Source organism: Streptomyces krungchingensis, assembly GCF_054729265.1.
In genome coordinates, this window is record NZ_JBPUKY010000001.1 from 990,240 (window position 1) to 1,005,611 (window position 15,372).

Annotated in this window: 13 protein-coding genes; 4 read left to right on the forward strand and 9 right to left on the reverse strand. The window is 71.0% G+C overall.

The genetic code is table 11. From position 1 onward, the window contains the following. Positions 1 to 123: 123 nt before the first annotated feature. A complete protein-coding gene (locus ACSYGO_RS04580; protein WP_432189205.1) occupies positions 124 to 1,293 on the forward strand; it encodes a glycoside hydrolase family 64 protein in 1,170 nt (389 codons plus the stop codon). 48 nt (positions 1,294 to 1,341) lie between these two features. Here the strand turns inward: ACSYGO_RS04580 and ACSYGO_RS04585 are convergent, their stop codons facing one another. Together ACSYGO_RS04585 and ACSYGO_RS04590 are read right to left on the reverse strand one after the other, a co-directional pair. Then, the gene (locus tag ACSYGO_RS04585) at positions 1,342 to 2,469 is read right to left on the reverse strand and encodes a sulfite oxidase (protein ID WP_460385827.1); all 1,128 of its coding nucleotides are present in this window, start codon (positions 2,467 to 2,469) and stop codon (positions 1,342 to 1,344) included. 97 nt (positions 2,470 to 2,566) lie between these two features. After that, complete coding sequence (locus tag ACSYGO_RS04590) at positions 2,567 to 3,226, reverse strand: TetR/AcrR family transcriptional regulator (RefSeq protein WP_426679340.1); 660 nt, start codon at positions 3,224 to 3,226, stop codon at positions 2,567 to 2,569. A gap of 116 nt (positions 3,227 to 3,342) precedes the next feature. Here ACSYGO_RS04590 and ACSYGO_RS04595 point away from each other — a divergent pair, with 116 nt between their 5' ends. After that, positions 3,343 to 3,906, forward strand: a complete 564-nt coding sequence (locus ACSYGO_RS04595; RefSeq protein WP_426679341.1) for an NADPH-dependent FMN reductase — start codon at positions 3,343 to 3,345, stop codon at positions 3,904 to 3,906. A gap of 127 nt (positions 3,907 to 4,033) precedes the next feature. Next, positions 4,034 to 4,711 carry an AIM24 family protein gene (locus ACSYGO_RS04600; protein ID WP_460385828.1) on the forward strand — a complete coding sequence of 226 codons (678 nt, stop codon included), beginning with the start codon at positions 4,034 to 4,036 and terminating at the stop codon, positions 4,709 to 4,711. A gap of 78 nt (positions 4,712 to 4,789) precedes the next feature. Here the strand turns inward: ACSYGO_RS04600 and ACSYGO_RS04605 are convergent, their stop codons facing one another. The 3 genes from ACSYGO_RS04605 to ACSYGO_RS04615 all read right to left on the reverse strand — a co-directional run bounded on the left by ACSYGO_RS04605 (position 4,790) and on the right by ACSYGO_RS04615 (position 9,006). Then, a complete protein-coding gene (locus ACSYGO_RS04605) occupies positions 4,790 to 6,565 on the reverse strand; it encodes a M4 family metallopeptidase (RefSeq protein ID WP_426679342.1) in 1,776 nt (591 codons plus the stop codon). Between the two features lie 348 nt (positions 6,566 to 6,913). Beyond that, a complete protein-coding gene (locus ACSYGO_RS04610; protein ID WP_432189183.1) occupies positions 6,914 to 7,963 on the reverse strand; it encodes a polyprenyl synthetase family protein in 1,050 nt (349 codons plus the stop codon). Beyond that, positions 7,960 to 9,006 carry a tetratricopeptide repeat protein gene (locus ACSYGO_RS04615; RefSeq protein ID WP_460385829.1) on the reverse strand — a complete coding sequence of 349 codons (1,047 nt, stop codon included), beginning with the start codon at positions 9,004 to 9,006 and terminating at the stop codon, positions 7,960 to 7,962. Before ACSYGO_RS04615 ends, ACSYGO_RS04610 begins: the two co-directional genes overlap by 4 nt. Before the next feature lie 383 nt (positions 9,007 to 9,389). Between ACSYGO_RS04615 and ACSYGO_RS04620 the strand changes: the two genes are divergently transcribed. Then, positions 9,390 to 10,277 carry an aminoglycoside phosphotransferase family protein gene (locus tag ACSYGO_RS04620; RefSeq protein ID WP_460385830.1) on the forward strand — a complete coding sequence of 296 codons (888 nt, stop codon included), beginning with the start codon at positions 9,390 to 9,392 and terminating at the stop codon, positions 10,275 to 10,277. 54 nt (positions 10,278 to 10,331) lie between these two features. Here ACSYGO_RS04620 and ACSYGO_RS04625 read toward each other — a convergent pair whose 3' ends face one another. The 4 genes from ACSYGO_RS04625 to ACSYGO_RS04640 form a co-directional block, all read right to left on the reverse strand. After that, positions 10,332 to 11,174, reverse strand: coding sequence for a helix-turn-helix transcriptional regulator (locus ACSYGO_RS04625; RefSeq protein ID WP_426679346.1), 843 nt, complete (start codon positions 11,172 to 11,174; stop codon positions 10,332 to 10,334). 230 nt (positions 11,175 to 11,404) lie between these two features. After that, positions 11,405 to 12,286, reverse strand: a complete 882-nt coding sequence (locus ACSYGO_RS04630) for an SDR family oxidoreductase (protein WP_460385832.1) — start codon at positions 12,284 to 12,286, stop codon at positions 11,405 to 11,407. A gap of 568 nt (positions 12,287 to 12,854) precedes the next feature. Further along, a complete protein-coding gene (locus ACSYGO_RS04635) occupies positions 12,855 to 13,796 on the reverse strand; it encodes an NADP-dependent oxidoreductase (RefSeq protein WP_460385833.1) in 942 nt (313 codons plus the stop codon). Positions 13,797 to 14,032: 236 nt separating this feature from the next. Then, positions 14,033 to 14,968, reverse strand: a complete 936-nt coding sequence (locus ACSYGO_RS04640; protein WP_460385834.1) for an NADP-dependent oxidoreductase — start codon at positions 14,966 to 14,968, stop codon at positions 14,033 to 14,035. Between the last annotated feature and the right edge of the window lie 404 nt (positions 14,969 to 15,372).

Here is a 15,372-nt window from a genome sequence, read left to right on the forward strand (position 1 = left end):
ATGCAGAGCAATTCTGAGAGCGCTCTCAACGGAAAACGGACGAAGACCGTCCGCAGAAATCCACCTCGCTGAACCCCCACGTCAAGGAGGTAGAGAGTGCCCGGAAAACCCAGATGGCGCGCTCTGGCGGTGGCCGCGGCCACCCTCACGGCGTCGTTCCTCACGTTCGGGACACCGTCCCGCGCCGAGGCGGCCGTACCGGCGACCATCCCGCTGAAGATCACCAACAACTCCGGCCGCAGCGACCCGGTCTACATCTACGACCTGGGTACGCTGCTGTCGACCGGCCGGCAGGGCTGGGCCGACGCGAACGGCGCCTTCCACGCCTGGCCCGCGGGCGGCAATCCGCCGACCCCCGCACCGGACGCCTCGATCGCCGGACCGGCGAACGGCCAGTCGAAGACGATCCGCATCCCCAAGTTCTCCGGCCGGCTCTACTTCTCCTACGGGCAGAAGCTCGACTTCCGGCTGACCACCGGCGGTCTCGTGCAGCCGGCCGTGCAGAACCCGAGCGACCCGAACCGCAACATCCTCTTCAACTGGTCCGAGTACACGCTCAACGACTCCGGACTGTGGATCAACAGCACCCAGGTCGACATGTTCTCGGCCCCGTACGCCGTCGGCGTCCAGGCGGGCGACGGGAGCACCAAGACCACCGGGCATCTCAAGCCCGGCGGGTACAACGGGTTCTTCAACGCGCTGCGGGCCCAGCCCGGCGGCTGGGCGGGCCTGATCCAGACCCGGTCCGACGGCACCGTCCTGCGCGCCCTCGCCCCAGGTCACGGCATCGAGGCGGGAGCACTGCCCGCCACGGTGATGGACGACTACATCAACCGCGTCTGGCAGAAGTACAGTTCGTCCACGCTGACGGTGACACCGTTCACCGACCAGCCCGGCACGAAGTACTACGGCCGCGTCTCCGGTGGCGTCATGAACTTCACCAACGGCTCCGGAGCCGTCGTCACCAGCTTCCAGAAGCCGGACTCCGACAGCGTCTTCGGCTGCTACAAGCGGCTCGACGCGCCCAACGACCTGGTGCGCGGGCCCATTTCCCGCACGCTGTGCGCGGGATTCAACCGCTCCACCCTGCTGACCAATCCGAACCAGCCCGACACGAGTTCGGCGGGCTTCTACCAGGACGGGGTGACCAACCACTACGCGCGCGCCGTCCATGCGCAGATGGCCGACGGCAAGGCGTACGCGTTCGCGTTCGACGACGTCGGCAATCACGAGTCGCTCGTCCACGACGGCAGTCCGCAGCAGGCCTACGTCACGCTGGACCCGTTCAGCTGACGGGCACCGCGGGTGGCCGGGAGCGCGAGGGGTCCGCCCGGCCACCCGTCAGCTGTCGTCGCCTGGGCCTAGGCAGAGAACGGGGACACGCTGGACGAGGTTGTTCGCGAAACCGCCCCGGTTCCACGGCTGATCGAGGGGCTGGGTGTGCCCCTCGGCGTCGGTGGCCCGGGCACCGAGTACGTGCTGACCGGGTGTCGCCGTCCAGGCCAGGCGCCACGAGCGCCAGGCCCAGGGATGACCGTCCGCCGGGCCGAGTTCGGCCGCCCGCCACGACCCTCCGCCGTCCGTGCTGACCTCGACACCGGTCACCGGCGCCCGGCCCGACCAGGCCCGGCCCTCCAGCGTGACGGGTCCCGGCCGCACCACCCGCGCCCGGGACATGAAGTCCGGGAAGCCGGGCGGGACCAGCAGCGCGCGGGGGGCGATCCGGGTGACCGGTTCGCCCTCGTCGTCGGCGTCCTGCCGCAGCCGGTAGGCCACGGTCTGCTGGAACCCGGTGAACGGCGTGTCCGCCACGGTGATGTCCCGCAGCCACTTCACATGCGCCATCCCGTACCAGCCGGGCACCACCAGGCGCACCGGATGCCCGTGCTGCGGGGGCAGCGGGCCGCCGTTCATCGCGTACACCACGAGGACCTCGGGCGCGTCGCCGAGGGCCACGTCCAGCGGCAGCGCACGCCGGTAGTCCTGCTCGATCCCGCGCTCGACGCCGTGGTCGGCCCCGGTGAACACCACGTCCACCGCGCCGGGTTCGACCCCGGCCTCGGCGAGCAGCACCCGCAGCGGCACACCGGTCCATTCGGCCGTGCCGACCGCCTCCACGAGCCACGGCTGACTCACCGGCCGCGGGGTCAGCAGGGCCCGGCCGTTGCCCGCGCACTCCAGGGTCACCCGGCTCGTCACGGCGGGGTACTTCCTGAGCGCGTCGATCCCCAGCCGCAGGGGCCTGCGCACCCGCCCGCCGATCGCAAGCTCCCACGAGCCCTCGTCCGCGTACGGGATGTCGTAGTGGGTCAGCACGTAGTGCAGGCCCGGTGGCGTGACGTCGTACCTCAGCGCCTCCAGCGGGATCCCGTGGTTGCGGGCGGCGAGCGCCAGTTCCTCCTGGCTGATGCCCTCGTCGGGACCGGCCAGCCGTGCGGGTGCGCTCACATCGTCGAGGCGGTGCGCCATGACGGCATTGTCCGCCCGGCGGCGGGCGGGCGCCAGACGGAGGACGGACGCCGGGCCGACGGCGCCGCCGGGAACGAGGTCGGGTGCCGGACCGGCGTCAGGCGGCCGGTGGGCGGACCGTCCGGTCCACCAGGTCGTGCCAGCCGGACTCCAGGCGCTCCAGCGGCATGCCGCGCTGGCGGGTCAGGTGGTGGACGAGGGCCGGTTCCAGGGACCCCATGAGGGTCTGGGCGAGCAGTTCGATGTCCGCGGCCGGGCCGGCCTGGCGCAGCAGCATGCAGACGTGCATGAAGCGGACGCGGTAGGGCGCGGAGCTGAAGCGCCGGGAGGGGCTCGGTTCGGCCGCGAGGTAGAGGTCGAGCTGGTCCGAGGTCAGGCGCAGGGCGCGACAGCCGAAGGCGTGCAGCCGCTCCAGGGGCGACGCTCCGGGGCCGAGCGGTGCCGGACCGCTGATGAAGGCCGTCTGGAACTGCTGCTCGGTGTGGTCGAGCAGCGCCGTCAGCAGGCCGGTGCGGTCGCCGAAGCGCCGGAAGACGGTCCCCTTCCCCACCTCCGCCGCGGCGGCGACGGCCTCCATCGTCACATTGGCCACTCCGTGCCGCTCCACCAGCCGTGCTGCGGCCTCCAGCAGACGGGCGCGGTTGCGCGCGGCGTCGGCGCGCAGCTGCGGGGCCTCGGCGGGGGTGGCGAACTCCATCAGGACGGGTTCGGCGGAGGGTTCCTGCGGCTTCGGGAACTCCGGGAGAGGGGTGGACATGCACCCAGCGTAGCCGCAGCCGGGGACAACTGGACTGCGGTCCGGTTAAGTGGTACACCTTTAAACGGACCTCGGTCCGTTTTATTGCGGCAATGTTTCAGCTTCGGGAGAACACCATGTCCGTACGCATCCTCGCGCTCGTCGGCAGCCTGCGCGCCGGGTCCCACAACCGCCAGCTCGCCGAGGCGGCCGTCCGGCTCGCCCCGGAAGGCGCCGAGGTCGAGCTGTTCGAGGGACTGGCCGAGATCCCCTTCTACAACGAGGACATCGACGTCGAGGGCACTGTCCCCGCCGCCGCCACCCGGCTGCGTGAGGCCGCCGGCAGCGCCGACGCCTTCCTCCTCTTCTCGCCCGAGTACAACGGCACGATCCCGGCCGTGCTCAAGAACGCCATCGACTGGCTGTCCCGCCCGTACGGCGCCGGCGCCTTCGGCGGCAAGCCGGTCGCCGTGGTCGGCACCGCGTTCGGCCAGTTCGGCGGCGTCTGGGCGCAGGACGAGGCCCGCAAGGCCGTCGGCATCGCCGGCGGCACCGTCCTGGAGGACGTGAAGCTCTCCATCCCCGGCTCCGTGACCCGCTTCGCGGACACCCACCCCGCCGACGACAGCGAGGTCGCCGAGCAGCTGACCGAGGTCGTCCACCGCCTGCACAGCAAGGTCGGCACGTCCAACGCCGCCTGACCGGCTCCCGTGAGGGCCGGCCCGGTTCACCCGGGCCGGCCCTTCCGCATGTCACAGGACCGACCCCGTGTGTCTCAACTCGGAACGATCTTGGCGGAACGCATCGCTCCGGGGCCAGGATGCCCGCATGAAGGGTGACCTCTTTTCCAGTGACCACATGGTGCAGCCCGCCGTCACGGCCGGCATGACCATCCAGAACGCCAAGTCGATCAGGTACGCCGTCAACGGCGAGATGCTCGCGCGCCAGGGCGCGATGATCGCCTACCGGGGCAATCTCCAGTTCGAGCGCAAGGGCCAGGGCGTGGGCGGCATGCTCAAGCGCGCGGTCACCGGGGAGGGGCTGCCGCTGATGACCGTCCGCGGACAGGGCGAGGCCTGGTTCGCGCACGAGGCGCAGAACTGTTTCATCGTCGGCATCGAGCCGGGCGACGTGTTCACCGTCAACGGACGCAACGTCCTCTGCTTCGACGCGACGTTGTCGTACGAGATCAAGACCGTGAAGGGGGCCGGCATCACCGGTGGCGGTCTGTTCAACAGCGTCTTCACCGGCCACGGCGCACTGGGGCTGATATGCGAGGGCAACCCGCTGGTCATACCCGTCTCGCAGCACCAGCCGGTGTTCGTCGACACCGACGCCGTGGTGGGCTGGTCGGCCCACCTGCACACGTCCCTGCACCGCTCCCAGTCGATCGGCTCGATGATCCGCGGTGGTTCGGGTGAGGCCGTGCAACTGAAGCTGGAGGGCGAGGGGTTCGTCGTCGTGCGGCCCAGCGAGGCGACGCCGCCGAAGACTCAGCAGCACTGAGGCACCTCGGCGCCCCGGCCGGAAAGACGGCGCAAGGGTGCCCCGCCGGACGGCGGGGCACCCTCGTCGTGCGGTCCGTCAGTGCCCCGCGGCGGGGGTGTTGGCGGACGTGACGTTGACGGCGGCCCAGGCCTTGTTCACCGTCTTGTACTCGGTGCTGTCAGCGCCGTACATGTCGGAGGCGGCCTTCAGCGTGGCCTTCCGGGCGTCGTGGAAGTCGGTCGTGGAGACCATGTAGCGGGTGAGCGCCCGGTAGAAGATCGCGCTCGCCTTCGTCCGTCCGATGCCGGTCACCCGAGAGCCGTCGTACGTCGGCGAGTCGTACGTCACGCCGCCGATCGTCTTGCGGCCGCTGCCCTCGGCGAGCAGGTAGTAGGCGTGCGAGGAGACGCCGGAGCCCGCGTGGACCTCGGTGTCGAAGGCGGCGGGCGACCAGTAGTCGATCGTGCCTTCGAGCTCGTCGAGGGAGGGGTGGTCCAGCCGGCGCAGGAACTTCTGCGCGAGACCCAGCTTCTCCCCGAGGAGGTAGTTCGGCGGGTTCCTCGGGTTGTCGGTGGCGAACTCGACGTTCGAGCCGAAGATGTCGGCCAGCGACTCGTTGAGGGCGCCGGGCTCGCCGTACTGGTTGCCGTCCCGGTCGACGCGGGTCGGTTCGAGGCCGGCGGTGGCGTCGACGACGCCGTGGGTCAGCTCGTGACCGGTGACGTCCAGGACGACCAGCGGCTTCTTGAACATGTCGCCGTCACCGTCGCCGTACAGCATGCAGCCGCAGACCGAGTCCCAGAAGGCGTTGCCGACCTTGTTCCCGAAGTGGACCATTCCGCGGGCACCGGCGCTGTTGTTCTTGATGCCCTTGCGGCCGAAGGTCTTCTTGTAGAAGTCCAGGGTCTTGGTGATGCCGTACTGGGCGTCGACCGCGGCGGTGGCCCGGCTTGAAGTGGTGCCGGTCCCCCACTTGTTGTCACCGTCGGTGAACTTCTTGCCGCGGGAGAAGTTCTCCAGCTCCTGCCCCCTGGCGTCCCGCGTCTCGGTGTTCCACCGGGTCGGGTCCTTGAGCAGGAAGCTGGTCCGCGCGGTCTGCGTGGTCTTCAGCGCCACCTTGCCGGCGAACAGGGACGAGCCGGTGCCGTTGGCGGTGGCCGGGTAGTGGGCGGCACCCGTCGCACCGACGAGAGCGGCCGGCGCGCCGGCCGTACCGGTCTGCGGGGTCGCGTGCTCGCCGCGCCTGCGCAACGTGTCCGCCAGGGACGGCGAGATGAACTCGTCGTTGTCGGGGACGTTGCTGCGTATCCGGCCGGTCCCCGCGTCCACGACGACCGTGCGGGAGCCGCCGGCCTCGGTGGTGTCGCTGTCCGTCACCCGCACCTGGTAGGCGAGGGCCGAGGCGCCTTCACGGGCGTCCAGGACGAGTTCGGCGGTGCCCGCGTCGCCCTTGGCCGCGGTGGCCGCCTTCTGCTGCGCCTGCTCGGGCGTGAGCTTCGCCTCGGTCGTCGCCGGCTCGACCGTGTGGTCGGCGGCCCGTGTCACGCCGAGGTACGCGGACGCCTTGTCGAGGTGCACGACCAGGTCGCCACCGAGCACCGGCAGTCCCTGGTGGGTACGGACGAAACGGACGTGCTGCTTGCCGTCCGGGTCCGTCATGACGTCCTTGGCGCGCAGAGTGTCGCCCCCGGCGACACCGGTGGCCGAGGCATGGGCGAACGCGGCGGCGCGGGCGGCGTCCACCGGCGAGGAGCCCGAAGCCGCCGTACGGGCGGGCGAGTCGGGCGCCGCGAAGACGGGGCCCGCCGGAAGCGTGGCGGCCGTCGTCACCGCGACGGCGATCGCCACGCGGCGTATGTGGGGTCTACGCACTGAGTTCCTTCGTACAGGGATGGCCGGGATCGCCGACCACCGTGGGACACGGCGCTGTCGGGCGCCGCGGGGGCTGGTCGGGCCCCGAGTCCACACCCTCACCGATCCGCCATGTACATGTAAAGACGAAAGATCCCTTTTATTGCTTCTGGGGCGATCTCTTTACGAATGCGTTGACTTCGCGGCGACCGGCGGACGGCCAACTGCCCGTCGACCGGACAGATGTGAGAGGGAATGAGGAGGTTGCCCGACAGGGCTCGCCGGAGCGCACATGTGACCGATGTCGCAGCACCGTCGGCACGAAGCCGACGGAACCGACGGTGGCGACGGGCCGACGGCTCGCCGGTGTCAGACCGTGCGGTCCGCGAGAGAGGACAGCAGCGCGCGGAGCCGGCCCGCGGCCTCCGGGGCGAGCGACGCACCGGCCAGGAGCTCCTCCGCCGAGGCGAGATGACGGCGGGCCTCCCGCTCGGCCGCGGCGCGCCCGCCGGCCCGCTCCACCAGGGCCGCCGCACGGCGCACCCCTGCCTCGTCGAGAGCGGGCTGCGAGGCGAGGAGTTGCGCCAGCGCGGCGCCGCCGGGCGCCTTCAGCGCGGCGAGGACGGGAAGGGTCTTCTTCCCTTGTCGCAGATCGCCGTGGACCGGTTTGCCCGTGACCGCCGGATCGCCCCAGATGCCGAGCAGGTCGTCGGCGATCTGGAAGGCCACCCCGAGATGCCGGCCGGCCCGGTCGAGGACCAGGGCCATCTCCCCCGGCGCGCCGGCCAGTTGGGCGCCGAGAGCCAGCGCGGCACCGAGCAGCGCACCGGTCTTGCCCTCGGCCATCCCCTCGTACTCCGCCACACCCACCGCCCCGGGCCCCGTCCAGGGCCGTCCGGCGAACAGCAGATCGTCGGCCTGGCCCCGCACCAGATCACCCAGTGCGGTGGTCAACTGCCGTACGGCGCGGGCGGTCCGGACCCCGGCCGGTGCCGCGGCCAGGGTCTCCACGGCCAGCGCGAACAACGCGTCGCCCGCGAGGACGGCCGGTCCGGTGCCGTACGCCTTCCACACCGCCGGACGGCCCCGGCGCAGCGCGTCACCGTCCATGATGTCGTCGTGGAGCAGCGAGAAGGTGTGCACGAGTTCCACCGCGACCGCACCCGGCACGCCCGCCTCGGCCGGCCCCCCGGCGGCCTCCGCGCCGAGCAGCGCGAGCGCCTGCCGTACGCCCTTTCCCTGGGCACCGGTCGCGGGGGCGCCGCCGACCTCGCAGTGGCCCAGCGCGTATCCGGCCATCTCGGCCACCCAGGGGTGCAGGCTCCCGACCGCCTGTGCGAGGGCCGGGGCGACGAGCGCGCGGCTGCGGCGCAGGATCTCCGGGGCGCCGGGCGGTGACTGGAGGGCGGCGGGGCTCATCGGGCCACCTCCGACGTCGCCGTCACGCCGAGTTCGGTTCGTGCCCGTTCGACCATCCGGCGGGCGTGCCGCAGCCCGATGTGTTCCAACGCCCGGGCCAGGTCGGCGAGATCGGCGGCGGTCTCCGTACGGTCGCGTCCGAGGCGGGCCAGGCACTTGACCAGTCCGAGCCGTGACAGGGCCCGGCCGCGCGGTTCGCTCATCGCCTCGAACTCCGCGAGCGCCTGTGCGTACACCTCGCGGGCCTGCTCGTAACGCCCGGCCCGGTAAAGGACGTTGCCGCGCATCTTGTGGTTGTAGGCGAGGGCGCCGGACAGCTTCATCGCGCGGCAGGACTGCTCCGCCTCGCTCAGCAGCTCCAGCGCCCGGTCCGCGTCCCCGTCCCGGACGGAGACGATGTCGGCGAGGCCCCGCAGGGCCCAGGCATGGCCGCGCCGGTCCTCGGCCCGCGCGGCGATCTCCGCGGCCTCCTCGAACATGGCGTACGCGGTGTCGTAGGCGCCCGTGTTGCGATGGATCTGCGCGATTCCCTCCAGGGCCCACACGGTGTGGCGGGCCTCGCCGCGCTTGCGGGCCTCGGCCAGCAGCTGTTCGTGCAGGGCGGTCACGGCCGCGTAGTCGCCCTGGATGCGGCCGGTCTCCGCCATCCCCGCCAGCGAGTAGCCACGCACGACGACGTCCCCCGCGCTCTCGCCGAGTTCGGCGGCGAGCCGCAGCAGCCGCCACGCCAGCGGGAACGCGCCGCGCTGCCGGGCCAGCGTCCCGCCGCTCCACAGTGCCCACGCCATCGCCGCCGTGTCACCGGCCGCGCGAGCCGTGCGATAGCTCGCCTTCCACGCCCGGTCGGCGTCCTTCACCTGCCCGAGGCGGCGGTGCGCCTCGGCGACCGCGAGGCCCGAGCGGGCCGCCTCACCGTGCTCACCCGCGCGCTCGGCCGCGCGCAGTCGCTCGGTGCCGGCCTCGAGGACGTCGGTCAGCGAGGAGTTCACGGAGAGAGTGGTCAAAGCGCCCTGGTACTCCGGGGCGAAGGCCTTGCCGTACATGAATGCCTTTCCGTCTGCCACCGGCCGGCCGCGTTCGCCCGCGGCTCGGCGGTGGCGCCGCCTGCTTGTCCGGAAGGGCGGCGGTCACACGACGACGCAGCTATGCACACGACGTATACACATCATGTATACGCACAGCGTATAGTGCGTCGGATTTTCACCCGGGAATCCTTGTCCCACCGAGTCCGACGCGCCACCCACCCGTTGCCGATCAAGACGAAGCAGGTGCCCGCGAGGTTGCCTGGGAGCGGGAGGAAGCCCCGAATCGCGTTGTGCCGGTACCCGAACGCGGCGCAGGATGGCGGGACTTGACCTCACCGCGGACCCTCTGGACCGGCCCGCGCTACCCGCTGATCCCACCGAATCCACGAAAGCAGGCGCCGATGCACGCAGGCCCGATGCACGCCCACGAGGTGCCGCTCGACGACGCACTCGTCAGACGGCTGCTGGCCACCCGGTTCCCGCAGTGGGCCGAACTGCCGCTGAAACGCGTCGCGTCGGCCGGGACCGTCAACGCGCTCTACCGGCTCGGCGACGACATGGTGGTCCGCCTCCCCCGCATCGCGGCGGGCGCCGACGACGTGGTGAAGGAAGGCATGTGGCTGCCGCGGCTCGCCCCGCGGCTGCCGGTTCCCGTCCCGGAGGTCCTCGCGGTGGGGCCGCCCGGCGAGGACTACCCGTGGTCGTGGGGAGTGCTCCGCTGGCTGGAAGGAGAGCTTCCCGCGGTCGGCGCCCTCGACGACGCGGAGCAACTCGCCGTCGACCTCGGCCGGTTCGTCGCCGCGATGCGGGACGTCGAGCTGCCCGGCGGGCCGCCCGCCTACCGTGGCGGGCCGCCGGCCACCGTGGACGCCGAGACGCGTACCGCGATCGCCGCTCTGCACGGCACGGTCGACACGACGGCCGCGACCGCGGCCTGGGAGGCGGCGCTGGCACAGCCGCCGTGGACGGGCCCGCCCGTGTGGGTCCACTCCGACCTCATGCCCATGAACCTGCTCGTCCAGCAGGGCCGGCTCTCCGCCGTCCTCGACTTCGCCACGGTCGGTACGGGCGACCCGGCCTGCGATCTGATCCCGGCCTGGAACCTGCTGCCCGCTTCCGCGCGGCCCGCGTTCCGCGACGCGGCGGGCGCCGACGACGCCACCTGGGCACGGGGGCGCGGCTGGGCCCTGTCCATGGCTCTCGTCCAACTGCCCTACTACCGCACGACGAACCCCGTGATCGCGGCCAACGCGGAGCACGTGATCCGCGAGGTGCTCGCCGAGCTCTGAGGACCGGTCCGCGCGACACCGCGCCGCCGCCCGGCCTCGGCCGGGCGGCGGCGCTCAGGACTCCACGAGCGACTGCGTGCCGATCACCCCGAGCAGCGCCACGCGTTCGGCGTCGTCCGTGCCGGGCTCCGCCGTGTAGACCATGATGCGCAGGTCGTCACCGGCGACGCTGAGCACGTCGCAGTCCAGCGTCAGGGGACCCACCTGCGGGTGGTCGATGGTCTTCCGCGACGCCTGGTGCCGGCCGACCGCGCCCGAGTCCCACAGCCCGGCGAACCGTTCGCTCTTCGCCCGCAGTTCCGCGATCAGCCGTGCCAGGCGCCGGTCCGCCGGGTACCGGCTCGCCGTCGCCCTCAGGTCGGCGACCAGCCCCTCCTCGAACGCACGCCGGGCCTCGGGCGTGTAACGGGCACGGCCGGCGGGGCCGAGGAAGGCACGCCAGACGCCGTTGCGTTCATGGCCGCGCCACCCGGAGGCGTCGCCCATCAGGGCCGCGTGCAGGGGGTTGGACAGCAGCAGCGTCCAGGCCGCGTCGTAGACCGCGACAGGCGTCCCGGCCAGCCGGTCCAGCAGGCGGTGCACGCTCGGCGTGATGCGGGCGGGGACGGCGTCACGGCCCGGTGGCACGAGCCCGGCGACCCGGAAGAGGTGCTCCCGCTCGTCGCCGGACAGCCGCAGCGCCCGGCTCAGCGCCTCGACGACCTGCTCCGACGGATGGGCCGCCCGGCCCTGTTCGAGACGGGTGACGTAGTCCACCGAGATCCCGGCCAGCAGGGCCAGTTCCTCGCGACGCAGCCCGGCCGCGCGCCGCTGCCCTCCCGTGGGCAGTCCCGCCGCCTGTGGCGGGACGCGGTCGCGCCACCGCCGTACCGTGCTGCCGAACTCCGTACTCGCCATGCCACCACTGTGCACCGCTTCGTGCCTGTCGTCCTGGTACTGGCGGTACCACCGACGCACCTCTCTGACCTGGGCTCACTGAGGTCGAAGCGGCTGTGACCTGCAAGAACGGGTTGCAGAGGCGATCGAAGGCAGTCAGAGGAAAACGCTCTGACACGGGAAGACGTCGCCAGGTTCCTCGACCCCGACACAACCAAGATCAAACCGACGTGTTGATTCCCGGCAGGCCCTTAGACCGGATAGTCGCCGGCGACCAGGTCCTCGATCAGGCTCGGGTGGGTGGGCTCCCAGCCGAACCGCTTCTGCGTCACCTCACTCGCGGACGGCATGTCGAGGGCGAACAACCGGCCTATGAGACCGAAGCTCTCGGGCGACGCCGACTCGACCGGCACCGCGAGCACGCCGCCGATAGCCTCGGCCAGCGACCGCATTGTGTCGCCTTCGTCGGCAACCGCGTGCAGGACGGTGCCGGGCTCAGCGTCCTCGAGTGCGATGCGGAACAGCCGGGCGGCGTCGAGCCGGTTGACCGCCGGCCAGCGTTGCGTGCCATCGCCGACGTACGCTGACACGCCCGTTTTCTGCGCGGCGGCAATGAGCACCGAGCAGAAGCCGTAATGCGACGCGCGCTGATGCACGGAGCGTGGCAGCCGCACGACAGAGGAGCGGACCCCTTGGTCGGCCAGGGCCAGCACCATCTGTGAATTGCGGCCGCGGCCACCGACGGGACCGTTGGTGGTGTCGGGGTCCTCTTCTGTGGAGACGTGGCCCGGCATCATCGGCGTGAGTCCGGCATGCACGAACGGCTTGCCCCTGCCTGCGAGTGCGGCCGCGAGGGTCTGGATGGCTTGTGTTTCCGCTTCGATGCACGGCTCCAGATTGCTCCAGTCGTTCCCGAAGGCCAGGTTGATGACGCCTTCTGCTTGGGCGACGCCCGCACGGAGGCTGTCCAGGTCGGTGAGGTCGCCGCGGAGCGGCGTCCCGCCGGCAGCGGAAACGGCCGCAGCTGCGGCATCGGAACGGACGAGGCCGAGGACCTCGTGACCAGCAGCGATGAGTTCGGGAACTACAACTGAGCCGATGCTGCCGCTGGCTCCGGTGACGAACACGCGCATGGGAGGCTCCAGATGACTGCTGCGACGCTGCGTCGCAGGAAAAGAATTGGAGGCCGAGCCGCTGGGGTTGGGGGCTGGCAACGTTCGCCTCTGAAATTCCCCGGACGAGGTGACTGCATCTCCTCGGCCCGACTCAGCATTCTAGCAATGCATACATTCCGCTATGCAGCATTGCACTCTGTGCAGGTATTGCTCCGATGAGCCCAGACCCTCTACCGACGTACGGCCCGATGGCTTCGGGAACTCCGAGGTGGTTGAGAAAAGCTTGCACTCGGAGGCTGGGCCACGTCCTTTCAGGAATCTTTCGGTAGATGACGTCAAAATCCGAATTCTCAGTGGCGTTGTGCTGATCTCTGTGTACGGATACGTATCAGAAGCATGGGGGGACCTGGGTCTGCGTCTCAGCCTGCGTGATCGCTCCCGGCACCTGATGCGCTCGTAGGAGACTTGGGAGGCGAAGGCTCGCACGCGGGTCAGAACCTCACGCAAGGCGGGGGTGCTGTTGCCGGGGCTGTCGTGCGACGACACTCCGGTCACCTCGGCTTGCGTGAGACTGTCGTCCGCGGCTTCACTGCATGCGGATGATCGTCTTTCCGTCTACTTTCTGGGGCGGGTTGAAGGCGGCGACAGCGTCGTCGAGGTCGGCGACCTGGCCGATGTGCGTCCGCAGACGTCCCTCCTGCACCCGCCGGGCGATCTCGCCCAGCTGGGCGCGGTCGGAGACGACGACGAAGTCGACCGCCAGTCCGTCGGGCGGCCGCACCTCCGGCGGCCCGGTGACGGTCACGAATGTTCCTCCACCTCGCACCAGCCGGGCCGATCTGGCGCCGATGTCGCCGCCGAATACGTCGAAGACGAAGTCGACTCCGCCGACGTCCTCCAGCGTGTCGTTCTCGAGGTCGACGAACTCGTGCGCGCCGAAGTCGAGTGCGCTCTGGCGGTGGGCGCCGCGTCCGGTGCCGATGACGTACGCACCGGCCTCTCGCGCGAGCTGAGCGGCCATCGATCCGACCGCGCCGGCGGCGCCGTGTACGAGCACGCTCTGCCCGACCGAGAGGTGTCCGTGCTCGAACAGTCCCTGCCAGGCAGTGAGGCCCGTCATCGCGACACTCGCGCCGACCGTGAAGTCGACGTCCCCGGGCAGCGGCGCGAGGTTGCGTGCCTCGGCGACGACGTACTGCGCGAGGGTGCCGTCGCGGGTCCAGTCCGTGAGGCCGAACACGCGCTGCCCGACCGACAGTCCTGCCGTTCCATAGCTGAGAGAGGTGACCACGCCTGCCACCTCGTGTCCGGGGATCGAGGGCGTCCGGTCCCGGCCTAGACGGTCGACCCAGGTCGAGGGCCACTCCAGCTCGTCCCCGGTGAACCCCGACGCGCGAACTTCGACGACGACGTCACCGTAGTTCGCGCCGTCGAGGCTGGCGAGCCGCGCCGTCTCCGGATCGGGCCGTTCAGCCAGCGTCATTCCCGCCGTTCCGGCGGCGGGGTCCATAACCACGATGGCTTTCATAGGTGTTCCTCTTTCTGCGTAATCTCCGTCTGTCTCTGTCTCTGTCTCTGTCGCGACGTGGACGGGAACGGTGTGCATGCTGAGCGCCCCGATGTGCCGTCGTGTCCAACCCGGTGGTTACAGCGGTCGCGGCCGTGGCGCAGGTCCCTCAGGCGCAGGCGCCGATGCGAGAGCCTCGGCTGCCAGTGCGGCGCGCACCGTGGCCCTGCATCGGGATCGGCCGGTGCCCGGGCGCGTCATGCTGGAATGAGCACGATCTTCTTACCGCCGGCCCGTCCGGCGACCACCTGAGTGAATGCCGCCGGTCCCTCGCTCAGCGGCAGGGGTTCTGGTGCGAGTTTCAACGTTCCAGCCGCGGCCTGCTCCGCCAATTGGGCAAGCTGCGCGGCGTTGGGCTCGATGTAGAGGTCCCAACTCGTGATGCCTCGTTCCTCCGGAGGCGCGTCCGAGGTCAGGGAGCACAGCCGGCCGCCGTCACGCACCAAGGGCAGCGCCGGGGCCGCCGTGCCGGCGGCGATGATGAGGGCGGCGTCGAACCCGCCGCGTACCTCGGCCGGCCAGTTGGGGTCGTGGTAGTCGACGACCTCCATCGCTCCCAGACCGAGCAGACGCTCCGCTGCGGCAGCAGACGCGGTCGCGGTCACCTCGATGCCCTGGGCCGCGGCGAGTTGGATGGCCAGGGCTCCGGTGCCCCCGCCTCCGTTGGTGATCAGGAGCCGCTGTCCTCGGCTGAGGTCCAGCTCCTCCAGAGCCTGCAGCGCGGTGAGCCCGTTGACAGGCAGTGCCGCTGCGTGGGCGGCGTCCAGGCCTGGCGGGCAGGCCGCCGTGTGATCCGCGTTGAGCAGAACGCGTTCGGCCCAGAAGCCGCTTCCTCCGGGCAGCGGGGCTTCGTGCGCGAGCACCCGATCGCCTACGGCGAACCGGGTGACATCCGCACCGACGGCCAGCACCTTGCCTGCGCCCTCCACTCCCAGCGCGGCCGGGAGGCGCAGCCCCACGTCCCAACTAGCGTTGATTTCCAGTTCGTCCCACGGACCGACCCCGGCGGCCTCAACCGCGACCAGGATCTGACCCGGCCCGGGAGATGACGGTTCGGGCAGTTCCAGCAGGGCAACTTCCGTCTCTGCCGTGGATACTCCGCACGCTTTCACAGTGGATCTTTGTCCTCTCACGCAGTCCGGCCGACCAGGAGGTACGGGCCGGAAACCCAAATCCGACAGCGGTGCCGAATGGGTACATTCCGTACGCCTTCATGGTAGATCTTTGCTCTCGCGCTCAGTTCGACCGACCGGGTCCAGATCCGCAGCGCTTCGGGCAGCAGCGTTGCCGCCTCCTGTCTGAACCTGCTGGGACAGAGGCCTCGGCGCTCGACGAGCGATACGTCGGGGCTGTCGAGGCGCTGCGGAAGGTGCCGCCCGGCCCGATCGGTGCCGGCGAGATGGCGGCCTGCCTGGAGGCGGTCCGGCACTCGTCGACGCCGACCACCACCAGTCCGTGCTGAGCCGTTCGACCGCCCCACGGTCCGGTTCGAGAACGCGTTGCCGGGCAAGTCGGAGGTCCACCTCCGCCGTTGGGG

What these genes read in the sequence shown, in the direction of transcription:
- ACSYGO_RS04585 (WP_460385827.1), bottom strand. Translation starts at nt 2,469, where the DNA reads ATGGCGCACCGCCTCGACGATGTGAGCGCACCCGCACGGCTGGCCGGT.
- ACSYGO_RS04590 (WP_426679340.1), bottom strand. Translation starts at nt 3,226, where the DNA reads ATGTCCACCCCTCTCCCGGAGTTCCCGAAGCCGCAGGAACCCTCCGCC.
- ACSYGO_RS04595 (WP_426679341.1), top strand. Translation starts at nt 3,343, where the DNA reads ATGTCCGTACGCATCCTCGCGCTCGTCGGCAGCCTGCGCGCCGGGTCC.
- ACSYGO_RS04600 (WP_460385828.1), top strand. Translation starts at nt 4,034, where the DNA reads ATGAAGGGTGACCTCTTTTCCAGTGACCACATGGTGCAGCCCGCCGTC.
- ACSYGO_RS04610 (WP_432189183.1), bottom strand. Translation starts at nt 7,963, where the DNA reads ATGAGCCCCGCCGCCCTCCAGTCACCGCCCGGCGCCCCGGAGATCCTG.
- ACSYGO_RS04615 (WP_460385829.1), bottom strand. Translation starts at nt 9,006, where the DNA reads ATGTACGGCAAGGCCTTCGCCCCGGAGTACCAGGGCGCTTTGACCACT.
- ACSYGO_RS04620 (WP_460385830.1), top strand. Translation starts at nt 9,390, where the DNA reads ATGCACGCAGGCCCGATGCACGCCCACGAGGTGCCGCTCGACGACGCA.
- ACSYGO_RS04625 (WP_426679346.1), bottom strand. Translation starts at nt 11,174, where the DNA reads ATGGCGAGTACGGAGTTCGGCAGCACGGTACGGCGGTGGCGCGACCGC.
- ACSYGO_RS04630 (WP_460385832.1), bottom strand. Translation starts at nt 12,286, where the DNA reads ATGCGCGTGTTCGTCACCGGAGCCAGCGGCAGCATCGGCTCAGTTGTA.
- ACSYGO_RS04635 (WP_460385833.1), bottom strand. Translation starts at nt 13,796, where the DNA reads ATGAAAGCCATCGTGGTTATGGACCCCGCCGCCGGAACGGCGGGAATG.